Source organism: Arthrobacter sp. 135MFCol5.1, assembly GCF_000374865.1.
Taxonomy (GTDB): domain Bacteria; phylum Actinomycetota; class Actinomycetes; order Actinomycetales; family Micrococcaceae; genus Arthrobacter.
Genome location: NZ_KB895455.1, coordinates 107,668 through 131,698 on the forward strand (window position 1 = coordinate 107,668; position 24,031 = coordinate 131,698).

Here is a 24,031-nt window from a genome sequence, read left to right on the forward strand (position 1 = left end):
CGCTGATAATAAGCGTGCTTGGTATTTTCCCGGCTCCCCCGCTACGGTGGTAGGAAGCCACCACCCGCAGGGAGGTCCTGATGAGCCAGGCCAGTGATCGGCAGCGTTCCCGCCGCCTCCAGGCTGCAGCTGCCGCCGGAGTGCTCACGGCCGGCCTTGCACTGGGCGGCTGCACCGGAACGCCAAGTCCTCCGGTCCCCAGCAGTTCCTCCCCAAGCCCGGCACCGTCGTCGTCCGCGGGCAGTTCCGCCCCGGCTTCCGGGACGCAGGCACCGGGCGGCGACGCCGGCACCGCGGCGGGCAACCTGCCCCAACTCGTCGAGAACCTGTCACCGTCCGTCGTCACCATTTTCACGCAGAGCGGTCTTGGCAGCGGCGTGGTGTACTCAGCGGACGGGCTGATCCTCACCAACGAGCACGTCATCCGTGGTGCCACCACAGTGGAAGTGGGCTTCGCCGACGGGCAACGCGTCGAAGGGACCGTAAAGGCAAGCGACGCCGTCACCGACCTGGCACTGGTGCAGGCCAAACGCACCGGCCTGCCGAAACCGACCTACCAGACCAACCTGCCCAAAGTGGGCGAGGGCGCCCTGGTCCTTGGCTCACCCCTCGGGTTTGAGAACACGGCCACCGCCGGCATCATTTCCGGGCTTCACCGCTCCATCCCAGGCTCCGCATCCAACAGCCTCTCCCTGGTGGACCTGATCCAGACGGACGCACCGATCAGTCCGGGCAACTCCGGCGGCGCCGTGATCAACATGCGCGGCGAGGTGATCGGCATCAGTGAGGCCTACATTCCGCCGTCCGCGGGCGCCGTTTCGCTGGGCTTTGCCATTCCCGCCGCTACCGCCGTGGACGTGGCGGAGGAACTGCTGGCCAGCGGCACTGCGAAGCATGCCTACCTCGGCCTGACTCCGGGCGAGCTTACGGCTCAAATTGCGGACCAGCTGGGCATCCAGGGCGGATCCGGGGTGGTGGTGCTCGCAGCCGACACGGACGGACCCGCGGGACGGGCAGGAATCCGGCCCGGCGACGTCCTGCAGTCCATGGAGGGCGTGGAACTCACCACGCCTGAGAAGCTCCTGGCGGAACTGCGCAAGCGCAACCCCGGCGACACCGTAGGCTTCAAGGTCAAGCGCGGCGACCAAAGCCTGGACATCAAGGTGGACCTCACCGACAGGCCCGCCACCAATACCACCCGATAGGAAAGGAAAAGCAGATGAGCCACCCAAAGGAAGAACCCGAGGCAGGGTACATCGTTCCGGATCCCTCGAAGCTCCGCGAAGACATCGCCGGTGATTCAGGTGACGAGGCCAACGCAATCCGCTTCAGTGAGGAACAGGCCCTGATCGAGGAACAGTCCCACGGCATCCGTCCGGACACCTACAGCGTCCCGCCGGGAGGCCCCACCATGGACGAGGCCAGGGGCAACATGGACCTCTCGGACCGCAGCGAAGAAGGCCACGGTACCGGGCGCGAGGATGACAGCAGCGACGACGGCCTGCACGGCGGCGCCGAAAGCTGACACCAAGGTCAAACGTTCCATAAACCGCAGCAGGGGCGCCCCGATGAGACCGGGGCACCCCTGCTGCGGTTTTGTCCCTTGGCGCCTAGACCTGGTATTCCGGATTCGCCACGAGGTTCTGGTGGACGCAGAGGATGTTGTGCTCGGTGTCCATGAACCACGCGCATTTTTCGGATTCCGTGGTGCAGATGTGGTTTTCCGTCCTCAGGGTGGGAAGGTCATAGTCCTGGAACATCACGCCCCTGGCCTCCATGTCACGGACGGTCCCCTCAATGTCGGCTACCTCGAAGCTCAGCGCTGTGTGCTCGGAGTGCTTGCCATCGGAGACGGGCATCAGCTGCAGCATGGGGCCGCCGTCGGTGCCGAGTAATTCGCTTCCATCGTCTGTCATTCCGCGGTGCGGGAGTCCGAGCTTTTCGGTGTAGAAGCTGCGGGCGCGGGCTGCGTCGTCGACTGGCAGGATGGTTGTGGCTGTGCTCATTCTAAGGTTCATGTGGCCACCTCCTACGGGCAGAATCTTACGCCCGGGCTGCCGGAAAAGCCCCTCCCCAATACGCCCGCTCACCTTCGACCCCCAAACCCAAAACGCCCGCTCACCTTCGACCCCCAAAACCCAAACGCCCGCTCACCTTCGACCCCCAAAACCCAAACGCCCGCTCACTTTCCCGAAAGAAGTGAGCGGGCGTTCCGGTGGAAGCCGCAGGAAGTGAGCGGGCGTCCCGGTGGAAGCCGCCAGAAGTGAGCGGGCGTTCCGGTGGAAGCCGCCAGAAGTGAGCGGGCGTCCCGGGCTACTTTTCGACGAGGGTGAGGACGTCGTAGGTGGCCACGATGTCGTCATTCTGGTTGGTCAGGACGGCGTCCCAGGCCACCTCGCCATATTCGTCCGTTTCGCGCGGGGTGATCTTCTTGGCCGTGAGGGTGACCCGGATTGAATCACCGGCGGCAACGGGGGTGATGAAGCGCAGGTTCTCCAGGCCGTAGTTGGCCAGCACGGGGCCCGGGGCGGGTTCCACGAACAGTCCTGCGGCCCAGCTCAGCAGCAGGTAGCCGTGTGCCACGATGCCCGGGAAGAACGGGTTGGCTTCCGCCGCTTGCTGGTTGGTGTGCGCGTAGAACGTGTCGCCCGTGGACTCCGCAAAAGCGGTAATGTCCGCCAGCGTGACCTGCCGCAGGTCAGAGCGGACGGCATCGCCGATCCTTAGCGTGGCGAGTGATTTCCGGAACGGGTGCGCGCCTTCGGTTTCCACGGTGAAGTTGCGGTCCGCACCGGTATGCCAGACGCCGGTGACGGCGGTGAGCATGTTGGGTGAGCCCTGGATGGCGGTGCGCTGCATGTGGTGCAGCACGGACCGGATGCCACCGAGTTCCTCGCCGCCGCCGGCGCGCCCCGGGCCACCATGGACGAGGTGCGGCACCGGTGATCCGTGGCCGGTGGACGAGCGGGCGTCCTCCCGGTTCAGCATCAGGACGCGGCCGTGGTGCGCAGCGATTCCGGTGACCAGTTCCCGGGCCACCGCGGGGTCGTTGGTGCAGACCGAGGCCACCAGGGAGCCGCCGCCGCGGGCGGCAAGGCGGACGGCGTCGGCCAGGTCGCGGTAGCCGATCACGGACGATACCGGTCCGAATGCTTCGAGCGAGTGGATTGCGTCCGCTTCGGGGTTGTCCCAGTTCAGGACGACCGGGGCCATGAACGCCCCGCCGACCACCACGCCGGTGGTTCCGTCGGCCGAGGTGACCGACGGCGAATCGAGGGTTCCGTACGCAAGCTCACCGCCGGCGTCGAGCATGGACTGGACGGCCGCCCGGACGTCCTTCAACTGTTCCACGGACGCCAGTGCGCCCATGGTGACGCCCGCGCCGCGGGGGTCGCCCAGGACGATGCGTTCCGAGATGCGCTTGCCGATCGCGGCGGTGACGGCGGAAACCAGTTCCTGCGGCACGATGGCGCGGCGGACGGCGGTGCACTTCTGCCCGGCCTTGACGGTCATTTCGGTGACTACGGACTTGACGAACGCATCGAATTCCGGTGTGCCCTCCACCGCGTCAGGGCCAAGGATGGCAGCGTTCAGGGAGTCCGTCTCGGACGTGAACCGCACTCCGCCCTCCACCACGTTCGGGTGCGCCTTGAGCGATTTGGCGGTGGAAGCCGAACCGGTGAAGGCGACGAGGTCGCGGTAGTCCAGGACGTCCAGCAGCCCGCGGACGGAACCTGAAATAAGCTGCAGCGACCCTGCCGGCAGGATGTTGGATTCAACGATGGCCTTGACCACGGCCGCAGCAACGTAACCGGTGGGGGTGGCAGGTTTGACGATGGTGGGGACGCCGGCCAGGAAGGCAGGGGCGAACTTTTCCAGCATCCCCCAGACCGGGAAGTTGAAGGCGTTGATCTGGACGGCAACACCGGGAATGCGGGTGTAGATGTGCTCGCCGGCGAAGGAGCCGTCCTTGGACAGCACCTCCATGGGCCCGTCCACCACTACCTGGGAGTTGGGCAGTTCGCGCCGGCCTTTGGAACCGAAGGTGAACAGCACGCCGATGCCGCCGTCGATGTCCACCACGGAGTCGATCTTGGTGGCACCGGTCTGGAACGAGAAGTTGTAGAAGTGCTCGCGGCGGGCGTTCAGGTACTGCGCCAGTTCCTTGAGCTTGAGGGCGCGCTGGTGGAAGGTCAGCTTGCCCAGTTCCGCCTGGCCAGTGGTGCGGCCGTATTCGACGACGGCGGCCAGGTCCAGGCCCTCCGTGCTGACCTTGGCCAGGATTTCCCCTGTGCTCGCATCCCGGACGGGCACCGCGGAAGCCGACGAGCCGGCGTCGGGCGTCCACCAGGCATCCTTGACGAAGCTGGGCACTGTCTCCACGGTGTCGACCGTGGCCTGGGGAGCTGTGGCTGTGGTGGTCATCGTTGACGGGTCCTTCCAACGCTGGGGCAGGCAAACAACAGTCATTACTGACCGTCCGTTCGGTAATATATTCACCATACATGAAGTGCCGTGCCGCACACTAGAAGGCCGGGACTGAAATGGATACCGAAGGAGAACGAATGAGAGCCCCACACGAGGATTCCGGCGACAACCAGCCGTCGCAGCATGAACTCTGGAAAATCACGCTGGGCGAGCTGGACGAAAAGATGGGCGTGAAGATCCTGGAGGAGTCCGTGGAGCGGGTGGTGGCCACCATGCCGGTGGAGGGAAACCGGCAGTCCTTCGGCCTGCTGCACGGCGGCGCTTCCCTGGCCGTCGGCGAGGCCGTGGGCTCCTGGGCCGCCGTGATCCACGCGAGCACCATGGGCAAGACCGCTGTGGGGGTGGACGTATCCGCCACCCACCACCGGTCCGCACGGGAGGGCCAAGTCACCATCACGGCCACGCCTATCCACCTGGGCGGCACACTGACCACGCACGAGGTGCTGATCACCAACGAGGCGGGCCAGCGGCTCTGCACCCTGCGCATTACAAACCTGCTGATGCGGCGCCACAAGTAACGGTGGTTGAGCCCGTCCCCGGTGGTTGAGCCTGTCGGAACCTAGTCCGATCCCCGCTTCCGGCGCCTGACCAGCACCATAAGCACGATCCCGACGGCGACCGCGGCAGCGGCAGCGACGGCTGCGGGCACCAACGCCGTCGCGCCGGTGTAGGCCAGGCCGCCCGCACCCGCGGAACCGTTGCCGCCTGTGATCGCCAGGCCGGCAGGCGGAGTACTTGGTGCCGGGGTACTGGGTGCCGGGGTACTGGCCGGGGGTGTAACGACGGCGGCCGGGCTGGCCTGGGTGGGCGACGGGGCCGGGCTGGCCTGGGTGGGTGACGGGGCAGGGCTCGACGGCGGGGCAGGGCTGGTGGGAGCCGGCGGGGTGGCCGCGAACTCGAAGGTGGTGGTGCCCGACCGGCTGTACCCGTTGACGGTCTCGGCCGTGAAGTGGAGCGGATCCCTGCCTTGCGGTGCGGTGAAGCTCCAGTTGCCGGCGGCGTCCACGGGGACCTCGAACGGGCCTTGGCCCTGGAGGGTGATCCGGACCTTGGACCCGGCGGCGATGGCTGACGCCGGAGCCGCGGCAACGGTGCCAGCGATGGTTTGGCCGGAATCATAGGTGCCGCCGGCCGCGGGCGCGGTAACGGAAGGCTTGTTGAGGAACAGTTCCAGCTGGTAGCCGGGAAGTACGGCCAAACTGTTCCGCAAGGTGGCGCCGACGGCGAAGTTTTGGATCACGTTGCCGTTTTGGTCCGGGGTGTCCCCTGCCGAGTGGGTGCCCACGGCGTAGTTGCCGCTGACGTAGGGTCCCCCGGAGTCTCCCCCGCTGGACTGCACCCCGTAAGAAAGGAACCCGTTGAACGCGCGGATGTCTTTCTTGTCCGAGGCGTAGCCCGGGCCCGGCACGATAAAGATGCCGACGGCGTCAACCGTTCCGCAGGACCAGGCGGAGGTCCGTCCCGAGCGGCAAATGGGCATTCCCACAACGGGTTCTTCGGATCCGATGATCTTGACGTCGGGCGCGGGCTGGGACGGGTTCCCCCACGTGCTGGCCGCGGGAAGGGGATCGATGTCCTGCCGCAGCGACTGGATCACCGAGATGTCCGTCCCCACATTGCCAGGGTTGGTTACCGCCGTCTGGTCCGGACCGATGGGAGTGGTGGGGTCGAGCACGCGGGTGTTCCCCGGGCCGCCGAACTGGCTGAAGCCGAACTTCCCCAGCAGGCCCGCCGGCACGCCTTGGAACTCCAGGGTGGCTGTCTTGGCGGCACCATCCGAAGCGCAGTGCCCCGCGGTCAGGACAGTGGGCAGGCCTGTGGGGTCGAAGGCGGAGAAACCGGTGGAACACACATAGCCGATATCGCTCTGGTACCCGATGCCGCCTGCGACGTCCGCCTCGGATTTGAGCGGCGTACCGCCGTCGAGCTCGACGTTGGCGTAGCGGGACACGAACTGGGCCGGAGTGATCTTTCCGGCCCCCGGCAAGGCCGACTCCGACGGCGAGGGCGACGGCGCTGCCGACGGCGAGGACGACGTCGCTGGTTCTGGCGACAATGCCTCCGGCGCATTGATCCCGCCCGTCCTGATCACGAACTTTCCGCCGGCGTACATCACCGCCTGCAGGCCCTGCGGCCCAACGTCGCGGAGATAGGCCTGGAAGAGCTGCTCCGTGCTGACCGCCAGTTCGGACCTGGTGCCGGCGTCGGGCGCCTCGAGGGACAAACCGGGAATAGTGCCCGCGAGGGCGGCAACGGCGGTCTTAAGCTCACGTCCTGAACCGCTGACCGTAATGGATCCATGCTCGATCCGGATTCCCACGTAGCCCGGGACCTGGCGCAGCTGGACGGCCGCCTGCGCTGCCTGGGCACCGAGTTCTCCGGCAGCCTCGAACTGCTGGGTGGTGAGCTTGAGGTCCCGCTGCACGGCGTCGTCGAGGGCGTCCTGCGACAGCGTCGGGGACGCCGGGGCTGTGCTTCCCGAAGCCGGGCTGGGGGACGCTGTACCCTGACTCGGCGAGGCCGGAGTGGGGGACGATTCACCGGCGGCAAAAGCGGGAACGGCTGCGTACGCGGAGGATGCCAGCACGCCGGCAGCGGCGCCCAAGGCGAGCACCCGCCGCAGCGTGACAGCACTAAACCCCAGGTCATGCGCCATTGAAGCTTTTTTCCTCGGTGCTGCTGTTGAGCTCATGTCCGTCTCTCTGCCGGTCAACGTGACCGAGGAAACAACAGTATCTCAGGTCACATGCGTCACACTGGTCCCATTGTATCTACGCTGTCCTGGCAACAGGCCAGGACAGCCTCGAGTTCTACTGCGGTGAGGCCGTTGGCCAGAAGGTAGTGGCGGGTATCCAGGTCCCGGACAAACCTGGCCACGGTGAGCCCCCGTTGTTCCAGCAAGGGCTCAAGTTCACCGGCGGCCAGGTAGCGTTCGCGGCTGTGCGGCGGCCCGTGCGTGCGGTACCTCTCGTTGATGCCGCGTGCCGCCCGCCGGTAGCCCTCTGCGATCGCTTCGTCGGAATCGCCTGCGAGGTCCTGGACCATGGCGGCCACCATTCCACTGCGGTCCCGGCCGGCGGCGCAGTGCAGCAGGACATCCCCCCTGGGTGCGGCGTGGGCGATGGCCCGGAAGACGCCCACCAGCTTTTCCGGGAAGAGGCGGGCGTTCACGGCGTAATGCCCGGGGTCGTTCAAATACGGCCCGGTGATGGCGGTGAAGCGCGGATCACCGGCCTCTTCCGTGGGCGCCTGGACCACGTCGATGTCCGGCATGGACGTGTCCGGGACCACCGGGTCGGTGTCCCGGCGCCGGCCTTCCGCTGCGTTGCGGAGATCGACGACGGTGCGGACGCCGTCGTCGAACACCTGCCGCCACCCGGACGCCGTCAGCCACTCACGCCGGCCCATCCGGTAGATGCCGCCCGAAATGTGCCAGGCGTTGACAGCTCCATCCCAGTTCATGGGCCTGCCCCGTTTGCTCATCCGCCCAGCTAATCACAGGGTGCTGGGAGCCGCATGCCGCACGGGAAGACTTTTGGCGTCATCAGCGGGCAGCCGGGCCGCGGCGGTCCAGCCGGTACTCGAGCCCGGCGCGGACGGCGGGCCATTCGTGGTCCAGGATGGAGAACACCACGGTGTCGCGCAGGTTCCCGTCGCTGGTCCGGGAGTGGCTGCGCAGTACGCCGTCCTGCTTGGCACCGAGCCGGGCGATGGCCTCCCGCGACTGGTGGTTCAGCCAGTGGGTGCGGAACTCCACCGCCGGGCAGCCCACGGCCTCGAAGGCGTGCCCGAGCAGCAGGAGCTTGGAGTCCGGATTCGTTCCGGTCCCCTGCACGGAGGCCGCGTTCCACGTGGAGCCGATCTCCACGCGGGGCGTGGCGGCGTCGATGTTCATGTAGGTGGTCATGCCGATGATGCGGCCCGGGCCGCCGGTTTCCGCATCGATCAGGCGGGTGGTGAACGGCAGCATTGACCCTTGGTCCTGCAGTGCCAGCCGCCGCCTGATTTCGGCGGCCATCCCATCAGGGGCCGGCACCGAGGTGTACCAGAGCTTCCAGAGCTCACCATCCCTGGCGGCCTCCACCAGGCCGTCGTGATGCTCCTCCGCGAGCGGCTCCAGGATTACGTGCCGTCCGGTCAGGGTAAGGGGTTCAAGGAAAGTCACTGCACCAGCCTAGGCCCACCGGTTCGGTGCCGGTTACGCTTGGGCAAGCACGTGGACGGCGAGCGAGGGAGTCATTGTGTCAGGTACCAATCCGGATCCGGAAGACGACAAGATCACCGGTCTGGAGCCCGGCGGCGGCGTTCCGCCCGGCGAAACCCCGCCGGGCGAAGCATCCACGGTCGGGCCCCATGGCACGGAGGAGCGCGGGCCGGGCAAGGGCACGCAGTTCCTCTGGATTGCCGTCATCGGGGTGGTCGTCCTGCTCTGCCTGCTGTATTTCATCGGCTACATCGTGGGCTTCTTCGACTAACGCGGGCGGCCGCTAGCTGGGCCAGTCGAAGAAGCCTTTGCCGGTCTTGCGGCCCAGTTCCCCGCGGGCCACCTTGTCGCGCAGGATCTGCGGGGGTGCGAACCGGTCACCCAGGGTGGAATGCAGGTATTCGGCGATACCCAGGCGGACGTCCAGGCCCACGATGTCCGTGGTCCGGAGCGGCCCGGTGGGGTGTCTGTAGCCCAGCACCATGGCGTTGTCGATGTCCTCGGCCGAGGCTACGCCTTCCTCGACCATGCGCATGGCCTCCAACGCGATGGCAACGCCCAGCCGGGAGGACGCGAACCCCGGCGCGTCATTGACGACGACGGCGGTCTTGCCGAGTGCCTCCACCCACCTCTTCGCCTCCACAGCGAGTCCGGGCGAGGTGTGCTCGCCCAGCACCACCTCGATGAGCGTGGAAGCGGGCACCGGGTTGAAGAAATGCAGCCCCAGGAAATTGCCCGGCCGCCTCAGCTCCTTCGCGAGCCCGTTCACGGACAGCGAGGACGTATTGGATGCCAGGCAGGCGTCTTCCGCCAGCCGCTCCTCGATGCCCCGCAACGCCGTAACTTTCAGGTCCCAGTCTTCCGGGACGGCTTCCACCACCAGTTGGCGGTCCTTGAGGGCGTCATAGTCCACGCCGACGGCCAGGCGGGAGACCATTTCGTCCAGGTTTGTGTCCGTTGCCCCGCGCTCGATGCTCTTTGCCGCCGCGGATTCCACCCGTTCCCGTGCCGCCTCCGCAGCCTGCTCGTCGCGTTCCACCACCAGCACGTCGGCGCCCTTGACCAGGAATGCATGGGCGATCCCGGCGCCCATCCGGCCACCGCCCAGGACACCCACCCGGGCCGGGAGGGCTGGAGTCAGTTGCGATTCGCTCATGGTCTACTTTCTGTCTGCGGGGTTGGCGGGGTTGGCCTTCTTCCGGGCGCTGCGGTCGAGGAACGCCTGCATGCGGTCGAACTTGGCCTGGGATTCGAAGAGGATGCCCTGGGCCAGCTGGTCGATCAGCGGGTGGGCTTCCGCGGGGGCGTGGAACACGGATTTGGTGATGCGGACGGCCAGGGGGTCCTGGCGCCCGATCCTGTCGGCAAGGCTGTGGGCCGCGGCCAGCAGGTCCGCGGGGTCGTGGATCTCGGTGATGAGGTTGGCCGCCCGTGCCTCGTCGGCGCCGAGGACCAGGCCGGCCAGGAGGATCTGCTTTGCCAGCGGTTCACCCACGAGTTCCCTGAGCCGCCAGCTGGCGCCTGCCGCGGCCAGGATGCCCAGGCCCGTTTCGGGATTGCCGATGCGCACGGTGGGGGTGCCGATCCGGAAGTCCGCCGCGTAGGCCAGTTCCGCGCCGCCACCCAGGCAGTAGCCGTCCAGCGCGGCGATGACCGGCATGGGCAGCTTCGCAATCCGGACGAAGATGGTGGAGTTGATCCCCTGCAGGGCGTCATCCCGCCGCCGTTCGCGCAGCTGGGCGATATCTGCCCCGGAGGCGAACACCCCGTCCACCCCTGCAATGATCAGGATCCTGGGATTCTGTTCCAGCGCTGCGCACACGGTGTGGAGTTCGTCCACCATCTGCTGGTCGATGGCGTTCTTTACCTCGGGCCGGTTGAGCAGCACCACCACACGGTCGTCCCGTTCCTCCACTTTGAGGGCGGAGAACACTTCGGCGGCAAGGTCCACTGCGGCGGCCATCAGATTTTCTCCAGCAGCATGGCGGTGCCTTGGCCGACGCCGACGCACATGGTGGCGAGGCCGATTTTGGCGTCCTCGCGTTCCATCCGCCCCAGCAGGGTGATGGCGATCCGGGACCCGCTCGAGCCGAGCGGGTGACCCAGCGCGATGGCGCCGCCGTCGCGGTTCACGATGTCCGGATCCAGGCCCAGGCGCCGGATGGAGGCCAGTGACTGGGTGGCAAAAGCTTCATTGAGTTCGACGGCGGACAGGTCACCAACGCTTAGGCCGCTGCGCTTGAGCACTTTCTGCGTGGCGGGGACAGGACCGATGCCCATGATCTCGGGTTCGCAGCCGGCGGAAGCGCCGTCGATGATGCGTGCCCGCGGGGTCAGGCCCAGCCGTTCGATGGCTGCCTCCGAGGCCACAATGATGGCCGAGGCGCCGTCGTTGAGCGAGGACGAGTTTCCGGCGGTGACCACGGAGCCGCCCGGTGCTACCGGCCGGAGGGCAGCGAGAACGTCGAGGCTCGTGCCGGGGCGGGGCCCTTCGTCCGTGTCCACCACCGTTTCGGACTTGCGCGTCTTCACCGTGACGGGGACGATCTCGTCCTTGAAGCGCCCGGCGGCGATGGCCTCGAGGGCACGCTGGTGCGAGCGGACGGCAAATGCGTCCGCATCCTCGCGGGAGATGCCATCCGCTCGGGCCACTTCTTCCGCCGTTTCCGGCATCGAGTAGGTCATCTTCCCGTCGCGGGAGAGGCCGCCCTGCTGGAACTGCGGGTTGGTAAAGCGCCAGCCGATGGAGGTGTCGAAGATCTGGCCTGGCTTGGCAAAGGCGGCGGTGGGCTTTTCCTGCACCCAGGGTGCCCGGCTCATGGATTCCACGCCGCCGGCGATGACGATGTCCGCGGCTCCGGCCTTGATCATGTGGCTCGCCTGGATGATGGCGCTCAGTCCGGAGGCGCACAGCCGGTTGACCGTAATGCCCGGGATGTGGAGCGGAAGGCCTGCCAGCAGGGTGGCCATGCGGGCAACGTTCCGGTTCTCCTCCCCTGCGCCGTTGGCGTTGCCCAGGATCACCTCGTCGATGCTTTCCGGGTCCAGGCCGGCGCGTTCCACGGCTTCGCGGACCACCAGGGCGGCGAGGTCGTCCGGCCGCACGGCGGACAAGGCACCCCCGTACCGGCCCACCGGCGTTCGGACCCCGCCAACAAGGAAAGCCTGCGGACCTGCGGTTGCAGCCATGGATACACCCTTCACGCGATAAACAGCACTGTCATCGGCGGCCGGCACAGCGGATGCACCACTTACCGACCGTTCGTTCTGTAAATGGTACACGGCAAGGTTCCGCTCCGCACCCGGCTAAAGGACTGTGACGCCCAGGTGCGCGGCGATCAGCGGCGCCAGGAGGCCCAGCTGGTACTCGTCAACAACCAGGCCGGAGAGGCTGCCCAGCCCGCTGATCTTGCGGAATCCGGTCCCGCGGATGTCGAAATCCTTCAGCTTGGCGCCGGCCAGGTCCAGGGATCCAATGGTGCAGTCCTCGAGCCTTACCCGGACGGCTCCGGCGGCGCCAAGGTCCAGTTCATTGATGATGCACCCGCTGATCAGCACATCCGTGAGCTTGGCACCACGCAGGTTCAGGAAGTCCACCTTGCCGCCGTCGATCCGTACGGACTGCCAGCCGGTTTCGTACAGTTCCGCTGAACCCAGCCGGGGGTTGCGGAGCTCCACGTCCTGCCAGGTGCTGCGGGCACCGCGGAAAACGGGGGCGTACAGCTCGGCCAGGATGCAGTCACGGAAGGATGCTCCCCGGAGCTGCGCGTCGTTGAAGGACACGGCATCGAACCGGCACTCGGAAAAGACAGACCCGCCCAGGTCGAATCCCTCTGCGTCCGCGCGGCTAAACCGGACCCCTTCGTGCCGCTCGCCGCGCCGGAAGGCGGCGTCCGCCTGGTCTTCGAGGTCAGTGAGCTCCACCGGTGAAACCCGGGGTGCCTGCACCCCTGCCGGCCCACGTCCGCGCTTTTTCTCCATCCCCCGAGCCTAGCCCGCCCGCCCCATCCCTTGAATTAGTAAGCAAGCTTCATTTATGGTGAAAATGTAAACGATGGACGGAAACGGAAGGAGGCCGGCACCATGGGCCTCGGAGACAAGATCAGCAACGAAGCCGAAGAACTTGGCGGCAAAGCAAAGGAAGCTGCCGGCAACGTCACCCACAATGACCGCCTCAAGGCTGAAGGCCAGGCGGACCAGGTCAAGGCGGATGCCAGGAAGGTGGGCGAAAGCGTCAAGGACGAGTTCAAGCGCGACTGACAGCCACGCTGCTGCAGCCGCAGCGAACGGCGTGCTGCATCAGCCCGACGGCGGCGGATCGGACAGATCCGCCGCCGTTCCGCTGTCCACACGCATCGGGCGAAATCACCAGCCGCTGCGGGTGGGAGTGTGGCCCTGGCGGGAAGATTCCGGCATGGTCATTTCCGCCCGCAGCCCGAGCAGCCGGACAGGACGGCCGGGCTCGATCTTCGCGGCAAGCTCCAGGGCGTGTGCGAGCACTTCCGCAGGGGCGGACGTTGCGGGGATCTTCCGGCCGTACGTTGTGGTGGTGAACGGCGCATAGCGCACCTTCAGGGTGAGGCCGACCACCGGCCGCTCTTCCGCGGCGACATCGTCCATGACGTGCGCTGCCAATTCCCTGAGGGCCCCGTCAATGTCCGCCGCCTCCGTCAGGTCGCGCTGAAAGGTGGTTTCCCGGCTGTGTCCCCGGGCCACCCACGGTGTGTCATCAACCACCCGCGACCCTTCGCCCCGTCCCAGCTGGGCGTACCACGGGCCCATCTTGGGACCGAACTCGGGCACCAGGTCCGCAGGGTTGGCCGCCGCGAGCTCGGCAACAGTTTTGATGCCAAGGGTGGCAAGCCGCCGCGACACCGCTTTTCCCACGCCCCACAGATCGATTGTGGGCCTGTCCCCCATCACGTGGAGCCAGTTCCCTTCCGTCAGCCGGAAAATGCCTGCGGGCTTGCCGAACCCCGTGGCCACCTTGGCCCGGACCAGGGTGTCCCCGATGCCGATGCTGCAGTGCAGCCTGGTTTCCGCCAGGACGGCGAGCTGCAGCTGCCTGGCGATGTCTTCTGGGACGCCGCCCTCAATCCCCACGAAGGCTTCGTCCCATCCCAGCACCTGGACCGTAGCGCCGGGCTGCGAGCGCAGGACCGCCATCACTTTCTCGGACGCGTCAAGGTATGCCTCATGATCCACGGGCAGGATGACCGCGTCCGGCACCTTCCGCGCGGCGATGCGCAGCGGCATGCCGGAGCCCACGCCGTAGGCCCTGGCTTCGTAGGACGCCGTGGACACCACGGCACGTTCGGTGGGGTCGCCGCGGCCACCCACGATCACGGGCTTGCCCGCGAGCTCCGGCCTGCGGAGCACTTCGACGGCAGCGATGAACTGGTCCAGGTCCACGTGCAGCACCCATGGTTCGTTCACAGCCCCAGTCTGCCCGGGCCAGGCGCCGCGCACCAGCGTCCCGGGGCCCGCGGTTGGATCCGCACAGTAAATGCATACTGCCCGGTTAGCCTTAGCCATGACCTACGTTGACCTCAGCGCCGAAAGCGCCACCGCCGGCGGCTCGCCTTCCTTGGGCGGCTATCTGGCCACGCCGGAGGGCCAAGGCCCTTTCCCCGGCGTCGTAATGATCCACGAGGCCTTTGGCCTGACCGACCAGACCCGCAGGCACGCCGACAGGATGGCCCGGGCCGGCTACCTGACCTTGGCAGTGGATCTGTTCAGCGAGGGCGGGGCGCGCCGCTGCCTGGTCAGCACCATGCGCAGCATGACTGCCGGCACCGGCAGGGCATTCACGGACATCGCCACGGCGCGGAAGTGGCTTGCCGCCTCCCCGCAATCAACCGGAAAAACCGGCGTGATCGGTTTTTGCATGGGCGGCGGCTTCGCGCTGCTGGTGGCCAAGGACGGTTTCGACGCAGCCGCGGTCAATTACGGTCGCCTGCCCGGCAACCTGGACGACGCCCTCCGCGGCGCCTGCCCCATCGTGGCCAACTACGGCGGCGCGGACAGGCCCCTGAAGGGGGCCGCTGCCCGGCTCGAATCAGCCCTGGACAGGCTGGGAATCGAACACAGCGTCAAGGAGTTCCCCGGCGCCGGCCACGCCTTCCTGAACGACACCGACGAAGGACCCGTGGTCCTTCGTCCGCTCATGCGCGTGATGGGCATCGGGCCGGACCCGGACTCCGCCCCGGAGGCCTGGCAGCGGATCGAGGACTACTTTGCCCGCCACCTGAAGGACTCCGCTGCCTGACGCACCGGGCCCGCCCGGACATCAAGGAGGAAACGCCGACGGCGGACCGCCCCACCCAAGGGACGGCCCGCCGTCGAACGTTGCTCAGGAAGATCCGGCGTCAGCTGTAGAGCTCGCTCTTGGGCTGGTTGCCCTTGACCTTCTGCCAGCCAAGCCACAGGACCACCGCGAAGAACGGGATGGTGGCCAGCGTCCAGAGGCCCAGGTAGAACACCTCGCCGTCCTTGCTGGTCATGGTGTCGAAGCCAATGAGCACGGTGATGGCCAGCAGGCCCAGCAGGCCGGCCCAACTGGTCCACGGCGAACCCGGCATCGGCAGGGTGGACGTGATGCCCTTGCGGCGGCGCAACACGATTTGGCTCGCGAAGATGGAGCCCCAGCAGAAGATCACGCCGATCGAGGCGGTGTTCAAGGCGAGGTCGAACGCGTGCGAGCCGCCCAGCCAGATGTTCAGCAGGATGCCCACCAGGTAGAACGCGGCGATCGCAAGGATGGCGGCATACGGGACGTGCCGCTTGGACATGCGGGTGAGCCACTGCGGGGCGTGGCCGTTGTTGGCCATGGTGCGGAAGACGCGGCCGATCGAGTAGAGGCCGGAGTTGCAGGAGGAGAGGGCGGCGGTGATCACGATCATGTTCATCACGTCACCCACCCAGCCCAGGCCCATCTGGCCGAAGACGGTAACGAACGGGGAGGTCCCGGCCTTGTACTGGTCCGAGGGCAGCAGCATCGCCAGCAGCAGGACGGAGCCCACGTAGAACACCACGATGCGCAGTACGACGGCGCGGATCGCCTTGGGCACCTCGCGTTCCGGCTTTTGCATCTCGCCGGCAGTGACGCCGACCAGCTCGATGCCGTTGTAGGCAAAGATGACGGCATTCAGGACCAGGACCATCACCAGCGCACCCTTGGGGAACATGCCGCCCTCGGCCGCGAAGAGGTTGTTGACGGAGGCGTGCCCGTCACCCACTTGGGCGTTGGTGACCACCATGAACGTGCCCACCACCAGGAAGGTCAGGATGGCGCCCACCTTGAGGCAGGATGCCCAGAATTCGAACTCGCCGAACGCCTTGACGCTCAGGAGGTTCACGGCCACGAGGAGCGCCAGCGCGGCGATGGCCGAGGCTTCCACGGGGACATTGGGGAAGAAGAACTGGAAGTACAGGCCGATCGCGATGAGTTCGGCGATGCCGGTCATGCCCCAGTTGATGAAGTACATCCAGCCGGACATGTACGCGCCCTTTTTGCCGAACATCTCGCCGGCGTAGCTCACCAGGGAGCCTGAGGTCTGCCGGTACATGATGAGTTCGCCCAGGGCCCGCATGAGCAGGTAGGCGATGACGCCGGCGATGGCGTAGGAGAAGATCAGGGCCGGGCCGGTGGAGGCGAGCCGGCCGCCGGCTCCCATGAAGAGGCCCACGCCGATGGCGCCGCCCATGGCGATCATGGTGACGTGGCGTCGGCCCAGGGTCTTGCTGTAGCCCTCGGCGCTGAGGGAGGAGTCGACGGCGGCGGTTGCCGCGGCGGTGTTCTTGAGGTCTGTGGGGGTACTTTGAGGCACAACTGTTCCTTGTGGGTTGGGGGTTGGCCGCATCCGGAATCCGTATGATATGGCTCACAAAATTCGGCCTTAGGGCCAAGAAACCAGCGATTGTGAGCGTAAATCATCGAGTAGCCGAAGCTTCACGCGGCCTGTCCATACTACAAGACCGGGCGCCGGGTACGTGACGCGCGCTACACGGCACCCCCGGCGATAGGCTGAAGCATGGCCACAGCCCATCGCATACCACCCGCTCCACAGCCACAGCTGTACCGTTTTTCCCGACTGGACCTGGCGGCGCTCTGCCTCTACGTGGCCATCGCGGGATTCTTCGCTGCGGCCGGCGACCTGGTGGCCCCTTTCCTGCGGCAGATTGCGCCGTCCCCGGCCGCCGCCTCGTATGCGGTGAACCTGCTGTTCTATTCCTCGGTGGGAATCGTGGCGCTGTTGGCCGCCCGGAAAGTAGTGGCGCGCGACCTCAAAGTCCTGGCGACCCGGCCGTGGTTCACCCTGCTAATGGTTCCGGCCGCGGTCATCGCGATGCTGGTCCTGACCGCGGTCCTGGTGGCGCTGAACGGGCAGGTGGAAACGTCCGCCAACCAGGCAGGCCTGCAGGCCCTGATACAGCAGGTGCCGCCCTGGCTCATGGTGCCGCTGTTGGTGGTGGTGGGACCATTCGTGGAGGAATACATCTTCCGCCACCTGCTGATCGGCAAGCTGGGCAGGCGGGTGAACATCTGGATCTGCTGCGTCCTGTCGGCAGTGCTGTTCGCGGCGATGCACATCGTGGGGCAGGAGGCCATCACCCTCACGGCACTGCTTCCCTACCTGGCCATGGGGGCCACGCTGGTGTTCGTCTACGTATGGACCGGGAAGAACGTCATGTTTTCCTATTTCGTCCACGCCGCCAAGAACCTGCTGGCCGTGGTCCTGGTCTACTCCATCCCGCCGGAACTGTTCGAGCAGATGCAGCACGTCCAGGCGTAAGCCGGCGCTCGGTCCCGGCGTCAGTCCGCCAGCGTGTACCCGCGCACCGTGAAGCGGTGCGTGCCGCTGGTCCGCCCCGTGATGTAGACCTTGGTGCCGCCGGCCGTGTTCGTGCCGCCCAGGTAGCGGTAGCTTTCACCCGGGTTGTAGGTGGCAGGAGTATCCGGATCTGCGGGCAGCCCGGGTCCAAACTCAATCACGTCCGCGCCCACCCGGTACGTGCCGGTACCGCCCACCAGCTGGAAGGTTCCGTGCGCACCTGCCGGCTCCACGCCGTCGAGCACCCCGCCGGGCTGGAAGGTCAGCTCGAGCGCGAAAGCCGTGTGCGTTCCTTCGAACCCAATGTCCAGGCCTACCTCCCCGCCTGCTGCCTTGATCCTGATCTCCGTGGCAAGCCGGTGGACGTCGGCGGCGCGCGAACTGAACTCCATGCCCGCGCTGAAACGGCCTTCATGCTCCAAGGCGTATATGCCATCAGGGTGCTGCCTGGCCGGCGGCAGGGGCTGGTAGAAGTTGGCTTCCAGCTGCTCGGCGAGCACCAGCACGCCGCCCTGCCGCACCGTGTCCTGGCTGCGGAAAGGGCCCAGGTCGAAGAAACTCCTGGACAGCCGCAGATCGGACAGCACGGCCGCGCCGTGCCCGAAGCGGAGGAAGGTGGGGTTGGTGGCAAGCCCGGAGCCGACGCCCGGAACCAGGGGGTCGCAGCCGCCGAACACGGTGGCCACGGACCCTGCTCCGCGGAACCGGTAGGCGCCGCAACTCTCGAGCGCCGCCGCGGCCGGAGCGAGGGGTGCCGGCAGCGCGGCGGCGTGCGACGGCGGATCGGCCGGCAGGGCCGCTGACAGCCAGGGGTCCAGCCGGGTGAGGGCAAGCAGTTTCGCGGGCTCGTGCAGGGGCAGCCGGGCCAGCCAGGTGGCTGCCGCGGCGAAATCGGCCCGGCCGTCCTGGGCCGCCAGCCGGCGGTACAGGTGAAGGAACGGGGCGGCGCCGAATTGCATCCACTGGTCCTGCCGGCGGGAGAAGACGGATTCCACGGTGCCGTCGGCGTTGAACCAAGGCAGGAAGGCGGCGAGGTTCCGCCGGACGTGGTCCAGGAGGTCCGTCCGGCCCGTGGCGTCCGCGATGGTCAGCAGCGAGGGATTGGTCACGGCAGTGGCGTACAAGGGGCTGCGCTCGGAGTACATGCCGTCGGGGAGCTGGTCGATGCCCTCGGCCAGCCATTGTTCGATCCGGGCGCCGATGTCCTGCCGCGGGTGCAGCGTGTTGATCTGCGCCAGGGCGGCGGAGAGCTCCCAGCGGTGGTTTGGGGTGTGGACGCCGCCTGCCACCATGGCGTCAACGGACGTGGCGATGATGGCCTCGAGCCGCTCGTCCACCTCCGCCAGGAGGGCGTCAGGGGTTTCCGTGCCGCGGACCAGCCGCACCGCCAGGCAGGCGTCGTTCAGGGTGAACGCGGAGTCCGGCGGCGAGGACAGGTTGGTGCCGTCGAACAGGCCGGTGGGCCCTTGGAGGGTCTCCAACCGGTCCAGGCACCGCCGCATCGCCGTGGCAAGGGTTTCCTGCATAAAGTAGCCGGAGCCGGGCTCGGTGAAGACGGCGGCCAGGGCCAGCAGCCTGGCCATGGCCGGCCGGTGCGCCAAGGCCCGCACGTCGTCGTCGTGGGTTGCCAGGAACGCCGCGACCTCCCGGTCCGCTTCTGCCGCCACCCGCGCCTGGAAGGCTGTGTCCGTTGTTGCTGTCTGCACTGTTGCTGCCTTTCACCGGCCCGCCGTGGCGGGACCGTCCTAATCCTTCAGCCCGGCGCTGACGTCTGCGTTGAGCACGTATTTCTGGAAGACGAAGAACACCAGGACCAGCGGCAGGAGCGAGATCACCGAGGCCCCCAGGAGCACCGGCCAGTCGATGTTTTCCGCCCCCACGATGCTCCGCAGCGCCACCTGCAGGGTGTACCACTTGGGGTCGTTGAGCACGATCAGGGGCCAGATGTAGTCGTTCCACCGCCACTGGAACGAAAAGATGGCCAGCGTGAACAGGATGGGCTTGGACAACGGGAGCATGATCCGGAAGAAGATGGCCAGCTCGCCCGCGCCGTCGATCCTGGCGGAGTGCAGCAGGTCATCCGGAACCGTGAGGAAGAACTGCCGGAACATGAACACCCCGGTGGCCGTGAGTACCGACGGGACGATGATGCCGGCCAGCGAGTTGTAGAGGCCCAGGTCCCGGATGACCGAGAACGTGGGGTTCAGGATTACCTCGGTGGGCAGCATGGTGGTGGCCAGGATGCATACGAAGAACAGCCGGGTGCCCTTGTTGTTGTACTTGGCCAGCGCATATCCGGTGCAGGCGCTGAAGAAGACCGTCAGAACCGTGGTGGTGATGGAGACTGTGGCCGTGTTCAGGAAGTACTGCGCAAAGTCCACCCGTTCCCATGCGTCCACGAAGCCTTGGAAGGTCCATTCCCGGGGAATCATGGACAGCGGGTAGCTGAAGAGTTCGCTGCCGGGCTTGAAAGAGCTGAGCAGGAACCAGAGCAGGGGTAGCGCGTAGATGGCGGCGATCACCCACATCAGCAGGGTCAGCGGGATGGAGGCCTTGGCCCGGATCTCCCGGTTGCCCGGCTGGGTGCGGCCGTCCCTGCGGCGTGGTGCTGGGTCGTTCCGGGTTGGTTGGGCGTGTTCCTCCGCTACCGCGGGAGGCAGGTTGGCAGCTGTTGCCACGGGTCAGCCCTTCTTCCTGTTGAACCGGAGCTGGATGAGGGCGATGGCCAGCAGGACCACCATCAGCACCATGGAGGCGGCGCTGGCGTAGCCCACCTTTGACTGCTCGAAACCGGTTTTGTAGATGTATTGCACGATCAGGGTGTTCTGCGTTCCGGGGCCGCCGCCGGTCAGCGCCTGGATCATGGCGAATTCCTTCATGGCATGGATGGTGGAGAGCAGGATCACCATGAACGACGTCGGCGCGATGCCCGGCAGGGTGACGTGCCGGAAACGTTGCCAGGCGTTGGCCCCATCGAGTTCCGCGGCCTCCAACAGGGATTCCGGAATGTTCTTCAGCGCGGCGATGAACAGCAGCATGTTGAAGGCAGTGCCGCCCCACGCCGAGGCGAAGATCACCACGGCGAGGGCCAGGTTGCCGTCGCTGGACCATGGCAGCGGATTCCCGCCCAAGCCGGAAATCAGGAAGTTAATGAAGCCGAAGTCCTGGCCGAACAGCCACTTCCAGATGACGCCCACCACGATGGGCGAAATGAGCCAGGGCAGGAAGATCACGGTCTTTGCCGCTGTGCGTCCGCGGACGGCTTTGCTGACGAGCAACGCGGCCACGCCCAGGGAGCAGACGTAGACCAGCGGGACCGACAGGACCGTGTACACGAAGGTCCGGCCCAGGGCGGCGTAGAACGAGCCGTCAGCGAAGAGCTTCTGGAAGTTGGCCAGGCCGATGAAGTGCAGCTTGCCGATTCCGCGGTAGTCCGTGAAGGAGTACAGCATGCCCAGCGCTCCCGGCCAAACAAAGAACACCAGGAAGAGCACCACGTTGACGCCGATGAGGACCAGCGGGGCGATGACGTAGCGGTTGCGGCGCTTCAGCGCCGACTTGCTGCGGACCGGCCCCGGCTGCGGTGCCGGGGCCGCCGTCGGAGTGATGGTTGGTTGTGCCACGGGATCAGGCCCCGTTGTAGAGCTTCACGATGTTGTCCACCGTGGTCTTGGCGTCCTGGCCGCCGGAGAGCATCTTGACGGTCTCCTCCCGGAGCGGATCGCCGGAGAACGGGGTCTCGGCGTAAGCCTCGATGACCACGCGCTTGATGGCGTTGTCCCCCTTCGCCTGGTTGCCGGCGATTTGCTTTTGGTAAAGCTCGAACGATGCCTGCTGGAACGGGTAGTCCACCTTCAGGTCCTTGACCGGCAGGTAGCCGCCGGTCTTGGCGAACTCGGTGTAGTTGGCGTCGTTGTAGAACCAGTCAATGAACTTCCTGGCTTCCTCATCTGCGCCGGTGTCCTTGAAGGCGACCATGAATCCGCCGCCGAGGTTGGTGGCGTTGACGTCCTTCTTGGGCAGCGGAACGGACAGCCATTCGAAGTCCTTGATGTTCTTGTTGAAGTCCGCCACCTGCCAGCTGCCGGAGTAGTAGGCGGCCACCTGGCCGCTCTTGAACATGGCGTTGCCGTCCTCGCCGCTGAGCCAGACGGACTTGGGCATGGTCTGGTCGTCGTTGATCTTCTTGAAGTACTCCAGGGTCTCCACGGCTTTGCTGTCGCCGGTGTACTTGCCGTTTTCCTTGGCGAAGGCGGTGCTGCCGAATTCGTACATCATGGCGCGCAGCCGGTGGCCGGAGCGGTCCATCACCACGCCGTACTTGGCGCCTGCCTTCTCGCGGACCTGGTTCACGGCTGCGATGAACTCATCCCAGGTCCAGGTGGTGTCGATCGATGTCGGGAAGGCGACGCCGGCCTTGGTGAACAAGCTCTTGTTGATGAAGAGCCCCACGGCGGTGAGGTCGGAGGGGATGGCGGGGATAATGCCGTCCGGCGATTGCTGCAGGAAGTTGGGATCGATGTTGTGGGATTTGGCGATGTCCGTGAGGTCCTGGAGCTGGTTGGCCCACAGCGGGTCGAGGCCGGTGACGCGGGCCAGCGCCGGAAGGTCGTTCGCAGTGGCCGCGTTCTTCAGCTTGGTGGTGATGTCCGCGGTGGGGACGTCGACAACCTCGATGGTGATCCCGGTGGCTTCCTTGTACTTCTTGGCGGCGGCGGCGAACGCACCGCCCTGGTTGGTGTCGCCGGACAGGATAAGCTGCAGCGTCTTGGCGCCGCCATCCGATGAGCTCCCTGCCCCTCCTCCACTGCAGGCGGTGAGGCCGGCAGCCAGGGCCGACAGTCCGAAGGCCGTCAGCCCAAACTGGCGGCGGGTAATGCTGGAGATTCTTGTCGTCTCTGACAATGCTCTGTCCTGTCTCTCGCGATAGCGGGGAAAACCCTTTCCGCTAGAAACTGTGACCTATGTCATGACATATTGTCAAGAATACTTTTGGACGGCGTCAGGATGGGCCGCCCACCCGCGTCAGCCCCTTCCCCAACTCCGCCGCCGCCCTTACCGTGGACGGATGGGACTGAATATCCAAATCGTGATCGACTCGTCAAACCCGCATGAGCTCGCCGACTGGTGGGCCGAAACCTTGCAGTGGGCGGTGGAACCACAGGATGCCGGCTTCATCCGTTCCATGATCGAGCAGGGCTACGCCACCGGGGACCAGACCATAACGCACCGCGGAAACCTCGTGTGGAAGGACGGCGCCGCCATCCGGCCGCCCGAGGAAATAGAAGCCAAAGCCCCCGCGCGTCGCATGCTCTTCCAGACCGCCCCCGAGCAGAAAACCGTGAAAAACCGCGTGCACTGGGACGTGCGGCTGGACGGCCGGGACAAGGACGAGGTGCGGGGCGAACTCGAGGCGCGAGGCGCCACTTTCCTGTGGACGGCCGGGCAAGGGCCGCATTCCTGGCACACCATGGCGGACCCCGAGGGCAACGAGTTCTGCATCAGCTGACGCCGATTACTAGACTTGGACGGTGAGCAACCAGATCCCCGCCCCGGTGTCCGACGTCTTCGATCCCACGCGCTGGCGGGTGGTTTCCGGCTTCGAGGACTTCCAGGACATGACCTACCACCGGCAGGTGGAGCGGGATTCCGACGGCGGCTGGGTGCGTGACCTGCCCACGGTCCGCATCGCATTCAACCGGCCGGAGGTCCGCAACGCGTTCCGTCCAGGCACCGTGGATGAGCTGTACCGCGCCATGGACCACGCCCGCATGACCCCGGACGTTGCCACCGTGCTGCTCACCGGCAACGGCCCCTCCCCCAAGGACGGCGGCCACTCCTTCTGCTCGGGCGGCGACCAGCGGATCCGGGGCCGGGACGGCTATCGGTACGTAGTACAAAACACAGCCGACGGCGAGACCCAGGAGACCATCGACCCCGCCCGTGCCGGACGGCTCCACATCCTCGAAGTCCAGCGGCTCATGCGGACCATGCCCAAGGTGGTCATCGCCGTCGTCAACGGCTGGGCGGCCGGCGGCGGGCACTCGCTGCACGTCGTCTCAGACCTCACCATCGCGTCCCGGCAGCACGGCAAGTTCAAACAGACCGACGCCACGGTAGGCAGTTTCGACGCCGGCTACGGTTCGGCTCTGCTGGCGCGGCAGGTGGGCCAAAAGGCCGCCCGCGAAATCTTCTTCCTCGCCCGCGAATATTCCGCTGAGGACATGGTTCGGATGGGCGCCGTAAACGAGGCTGTAGACCACGCGCGGCTGGAGGAAGTGGCGCTGGAATACGCGGCGGACATCGCCCGGCAGTCGCCCCAGGCCATCCGCATGCTGAAGTTTGCCTTCAACCTGGCCGACGACGGCCTGGCGGGCCAGCAGGTGTTTGCCGGCGAGGCGACCCGGCTGGCCTACATGACCGACGAGGCCGTGGAAGGAAAGGAAGCCTTCCTGCAAAAACGCGACCCCGACTGGTCACGCTTCCCGCACTATTTCTAAGAAGG

Annotated in this window: 24 protein-coding genes; 9 read left to right on the forward strand and 15 right to left on the reverse strand. The window is 66.5% G+C overall.

Features of this window, described 5'->3' with window-relative positions; translation table 11 throughout:
• The first annotated feature begins 80 nt into the window (after positions 1–80).
• A complete protein-coding gene (locus C563_RS0109085; protein WP_018761732.1) occupies positions 81–1,205 on the forward strand; it encodes a S1C family serine protease in 1,125 nt (374 codons plus the stop codon).
• A gap of 14 nt (positions 1,206–1,219) precedes the next feature.
• A complete protein-coding gene (locus C563_RS0109090; protein WP_018761733.1) occupies positions 1,220–1,525 on the forward strand; it encodes a hypothetical protein in 306 nt (101 codons plus the stop codon).
• Positions 1,526–1,610: 85 nt separating this feature from the next.
• Here the strand turns inward: C563_RS0109090 and C563_RS0109095 are convergent, their stop codons facing one another.
• Positions 1,611–2,006, reverse strand: a complete 396-nt coding sequence (locus C563_RS0109095; protein WP_018761734.1) for a VOC family protein — start codon at positions 2,004–2,006, stop codon at positions 1,611–1,613.
• Positions 2,007–2,313: 307 nt separating this feature from the next.
• On the reverse strand, positions 2,314–4,425 hold the full coding sequence (gene paaZ, locus C563_RS0109100) for a phenylacetic acid degradation bifunctional protein PaaZ (protein ID WP_018761735.1): 2,112 nt from the start codon (positions 4,423–4,425) through the stop codon (positions 2,314–2,316).
• Between the two features lie 140 nt (positions 4,426–4,565).
• Between paaZ and C563_RS0109105 the strand changes: the two genes are divergently transcribed.
• Positions 4,566–5,006, forward strand: a complete 441-nt coding sequence (locus C563_RS0109105) for a PaaI family thioesterase (RefSeq protein ID WP_018761736.1) — start codon at positions 4,566–4,568, stop codon at positions 5,004–5,006.
• 41 nt (positions 5,007–5,047) lie between these two features.
• On the opposite strand, the gene C563_RS0109110 is transcribed toward C563_RS0109105, so the two are convergent.
• The 3 genes from C563_RS0109110 to C563_RS0109120 all read right to left on the reverse strand — a co-directional run bounded on the left by C563_RS0109110 (position 5,048) and on the right by C563_RS0109120 (position 8,653).
• Complete coding sequence (locus C563_RS0109110) at positions 5,048–7,144, reverse strand: S1 family peptidase (RefSeq protein ID WP_018761737.1); 2,097 nt, start codon at positions 7,142–7,144, stop codon at positions 5,048–5,050.
• Between the two features lie 95 nt (positions 7,145–7,239).
• Positions 7,240–7,950, reverse strand: coding sequence for a tyrosine-protein phosphatase (locus tag C563_RS0109115; RefSeq protein ID WP_018761738.1), 711 nt, complete (start codon positions 7,948–7,950; stop codon positions 7,240–7,242).
• An 82-nt stretch (positions 7,951–8,032) separates the two neighbouring features.
• Positions 8,033–8,653 carry a GNAT family N-acetyltransferase gene (locus C563_RS0109120; RefSeq protein ID WP_018761739.1) on the reverse strand — a complete coding sequence of 207 codons (621 nt, stop codon included), beginning with the start codon at positions 8,651–8,653 and terminating at the stop codon, positions 8,033–8,035.
• A 76-nt stretch (positions 8,654–8,729) separates the two neighbouring features.
• Here C563_RS0109120 and C563_RS0109125 point away from each other — a divergent pair, with 76 nt between their 5' ends.
• The gene (locus tag C563_RS0109125) at positions 8,730–8,963 is read left to right on the forward strand and encodes a DUF6480 family protein (RefSeq protein ID WP_018761740.1); all 234 of its coding nucleotides are present in this window, start codon (positions 8,730–8,732) and stop codon (positions 8,961–8,963) included.
• A gap of 12 nt (positions 8,964–8,975) precedes the next feature.
• Here the strand turns inward: C563_RS0109125 and C563_RS0109130 are convergent, their stop codons facing one another.
• From C563_RS0109130 to C563_RS0109145, 4 genes are all read right to left on the reverse strand, one after another.
• Entirely contained in the window at positions 8,976–9,848 is an 873-nt protein-coding gene (locus tag C563_RS0109130) for a 3-hydroxyacyl-CoA dehydrogenase family protein (RefSeq protein WP_018761741.1), read from the reverse strand.
• A 3-nt stretch (positions 9,849–9,851) separates the two neighbouring features.
• On the reverse strand, positions 9,852–10,655 hold the full coding sequence (locus C563_RS0109135) for an enoyl-CoA hydratase/isomerase family protein (protein ID WP_018761742.1): 804 nt from the start codon (positions 10,653–10,655) through the stop codon (positions 9,852–9,854).
• A complete protein-coding gene (locus tag C563_RS0109140) occupies positions 10,655–11,881 on the reverse strand; it encodes a thiolase family protein (RefSeq protein WP_018761743.1) in 1,227 nt (408 codons plus the stop codon). Before C563_RS0109140 ends, C563_RS0109135 begins: the two co-directional genes overlap by 1 nt.
• A gap of 117 nt (positions 11,882–11,998) precedes the next feature.
• Positions 11,999–12,673, reverse strand: coding sequence for a pentapeptide repeat-containing protein (locus C563_RS0109145; protein ID WP_026264582.1), 675 nt, complete (start codon positions 12,671–12,673; stop codon positions 11,999–12,001).
• Between the two features lie 102 nt (positions 12,674–12,775).
• On the opposite strand from C563_RS0109145, the gene C563_RS21030 reads away from it, so the two are divergent.
• Complete coding sequence (locus C563_RS21030; RefSeq protein WP_018761745.1) at positions 12,776–12,952, forward strand: CsbD family protein; 177 nt, start codon at positions 12,776–12,778, stop codon at positions 12,950–12,952.
• A 105-nt stretch (positions 12,953–13,057) separates the two neighbouring features.
• On the opposite strand, the gene C563_RS0109155 is transcribed toward C563_RS21030, so the two are convergent.
• A complete protein-coding gene (locus C563_RS0109155; RefSeq protein ID WP_442852927.1) occupies positions 13,058–14,128 on the reverse strand; it encodes a DNA polymerase IV in 1,071 nt (356 codons plus the stop codon).
• A gap of 97 nt (positions 14,129–14,225) precedes the next feature.
• On the opposite strand from C563_RS0109155, the gene C563_RS0109160 reads away from it, so the two are divergent.
• A complete protein-coding gene (locus tag C563_RS0109160; protein WP_018761747.1) occupies positions 14,226–14,960 on the forward strand; it encodes a dienelactone hydrolase family protein in 735 nt (244 codons plus the stop codon).
• A gap of 100 nt (positions 14,961–15,060) precedes the next feature.
• On the opposite strand, the gene C563_RS0109165 is transcribed toward C563_RS0109160, so the two are convergent.
• Positions 15,061–16,521 (reverse strand): amino acid permease, encoded by a 1,461-nt coding sequence (locus tag C563_RS0109165; protein ID WP_018761748.1) that lies wholly within the window; start codon positions 16,519–16,521, stop codon positions 15,061–15,063.
• A gap of 204 nt (positions 16,522–16,725) precedes the next feature.
• Here C563_RS0109165 and C563_RS0109170 point away from each other — a divergent pair, with 204 nt between their 5' ends.
• A complete protein-coding gene (locus C563_RS0109170; RefSeq protein ID WP_026264584.1) occupies positions 16,726–17,487 on the forward strand; it encodes a CPBP family intramembrane glutamic endopeptidase in 762 nt (253 codons plus the stop codon).
• Positions 17,488–17,507: 20 nt separating this feature from the next.
• Here the strand turns inward: C563_RS0109170 and C563_RS0109175 are convergent, their stop codons facing one another.
• Genes C563_RS0109175 through C563_RS0109190 form a run of 4 tightly spaced genes read right to left on the reverse strand, consistent with a single transcriptional unit; the run spans position 17,508 to position 22,431 of the window.
• A complete protein-coding gene (locus C563_RS0109175; RefSeq protein ID WP_018761750.1) occupies positions 17,508–19,232 on the reverse strand; it encodes a hypothetical protein in 1,725 nt (574 codons plus the stop codon).
• Between the two features lie 39 nt (positions 19,233–19,271).
• Positions 19,272–20,204 carry a carbohydrate ABC transporter permease gene (locus C563_RS0109180; protein WP_018761751.1) on the reverse strand — a complete coding sequence of 311 codons (933 nt, stop codon included), beginning with the start codon at positions 20,202–20,204 and terminating at the stop codon, positions 19,272–19,274.
• 3 nt (positions 20,205–20,207) lie between these two features.
• Positions 20,208–21,149, reverse strand: coding sequence for a carbohydrate ABC transporter permease (locus C563_RS0109185; RefSeq protein ID WP_018761752.1), 942 nt, complete (start codon positions 21,147–21,149; stop codon positions 20,208–20,210).
• Between the two features lie 4 nt (positions 21,150–21,153).
• Entirely contained in the window at positions 21,154–22,431 is a 1,278-nt protein-coding gene (locus C563_RS0109190) for an ABC transporter substrate-binding protein (protein ID WP_018761753.1), read from the reverse strand.
• Positions 22,432–22,594: 163 nt separating this feature from the next.
• On the opposite strand from C563_RS0109190, the gene C563_RS0109195 reads away from it, so the two are divergent.
• A complete protein-coding gene (locus C563_RS0109195; protein WP_018761754.1) occupies positions 22,595–23,035 on the forward strand; it encodes a VOC family protein in 441 nt (146 codons plus the stop codon).
• Positions 23,036–23,057: 22 nt separating this feature from the next.
• Complete coding sequence (locus C563_RS0109200; protein ID WP_018761755.1) at positions 23,058–24,026, forward strand: 1,4-dihydroxy-2-naphthoyl-CoA synthase; 969 nt, start codon at positions 23,058–23,060, stop codon at positions 24,024–24,026.
• Positions 24,027–24,031 lie beyond the last annotated feature (5 nt).

What these genes read in the sequence shown, in the direction of transcription:
- C563_RS0109085 (WP_018761732.1), top strand. Translation starts at nt 81, where the DNA reads ATGAGCCAGGCCAGTGATCGGCAGCGTTCCCGCCGCCTCCAGGCTGCA.
- C563_RS0109090 (WP_018761733.1), top strand. Translation starts at nt 1,220, where the DNA reads ATGAGCCACCCAAAGGAAGAACCCGAGGCAGGGTACATCGTTCCGGAT.
- C563_RS0109095 (WP_018761734.1), bottom strand. Translation starts at nt 2,006, where the DNA reads ATGAGCACAGCCACAACCATCCTGCCAGTCGACGACGCAGCCCGCGCC.
- paaZ (WP_018761735.1), bottom strand. Translation starts at nt 4,425, where the DNA reads ATGACCACCACAGCCACAGCTCCCCAGGCCACGGTCGACACCGTGGAG.
- C563_RS0109105 (WP_018761736.1), top strand. Translation starts at nt 4,566, where the DNA reads ATGAGAGCCCCACACGAGGATTCCGGCGACAACCAGCCGTCGCAGCAT.
- C563_RS0109110 (WP_018761737.1), bottom strand. Translation starts at nt 7,144, where the DNA reads ATGGCGCATGACCTGGGGTTTAGTGCTGTCACGCTGCGGCGGGTGCTC.
- C563_RS0109115 (WP_018761738.1), bottom strand. Translation starts at nt 7,950, where the DNA reads ATGAACTGGGATGGAGCTGTCAACGCCTGGCACATTTCGGGCGGCATC.
- C563_RS0109130 (WP_018761741.1), bottom strand. Translation starts at nt 9,848, where the DNA reads ATGAGCGAATCGCAACTGACTCCAGCCCTCCCGGCCCGGGTGGGTGTC.
- C563_RS0109135 (WP_018761742.1), bottom strand. Translation starts at nt 10,655, where the DNA reads ATGGCCGCCGCAGTGGACCTTGCCGCCGAAGTGTTCTCCGCCCTCAAA.
- C563_RS0109140 (WP_018761743.1), bottom strand. Translation starts at nt 11,881, where the DNA reads ATGGCTGCAACCGCAGGTCCGCAGGCTTTCCTTGTTGGCGGGGTCCGA.
- C563_RS0109145 (WP_026264582.1), bottom strand. Translation starts at nt 12,673, where the DNA reads ATGGAGAAAAAGCGCGGACGTGGGCCGGCAGGGGTGCAGGCACCCCGG.
- C563_RS21030 (WP_018761745.1), top strand. Translation starts at nt 12,776, where the DNA reads ATGGGCCTCGGAGACAAGATCAGCAACGAAGCCGAAGAACTTGGCGGC.
- C563_RS0109160 (WP_018761747.1), top strand. Translation starts at nt 14,226, where the DNA reads ATGACCTACGTTGACCTCAGCGCCGAAAGCGCCACCGCCGGCGGCTCG.
- C563_RS0109170 (WP_026264584.1), top strand. Translation starts at nt 16,726, where the DNA reads ATGGCCACAGCCCATCGCATACCACCCGCTCCACAGCCACAGCTGTAC.
- C563_RS0109195 (WP_018761754.1), top strand. Translation starts at nt 22,595, where the DNA reads ATGGGACTGAATATCCAAATCGTGATCGACTCGTCAAACCCGCATGAG.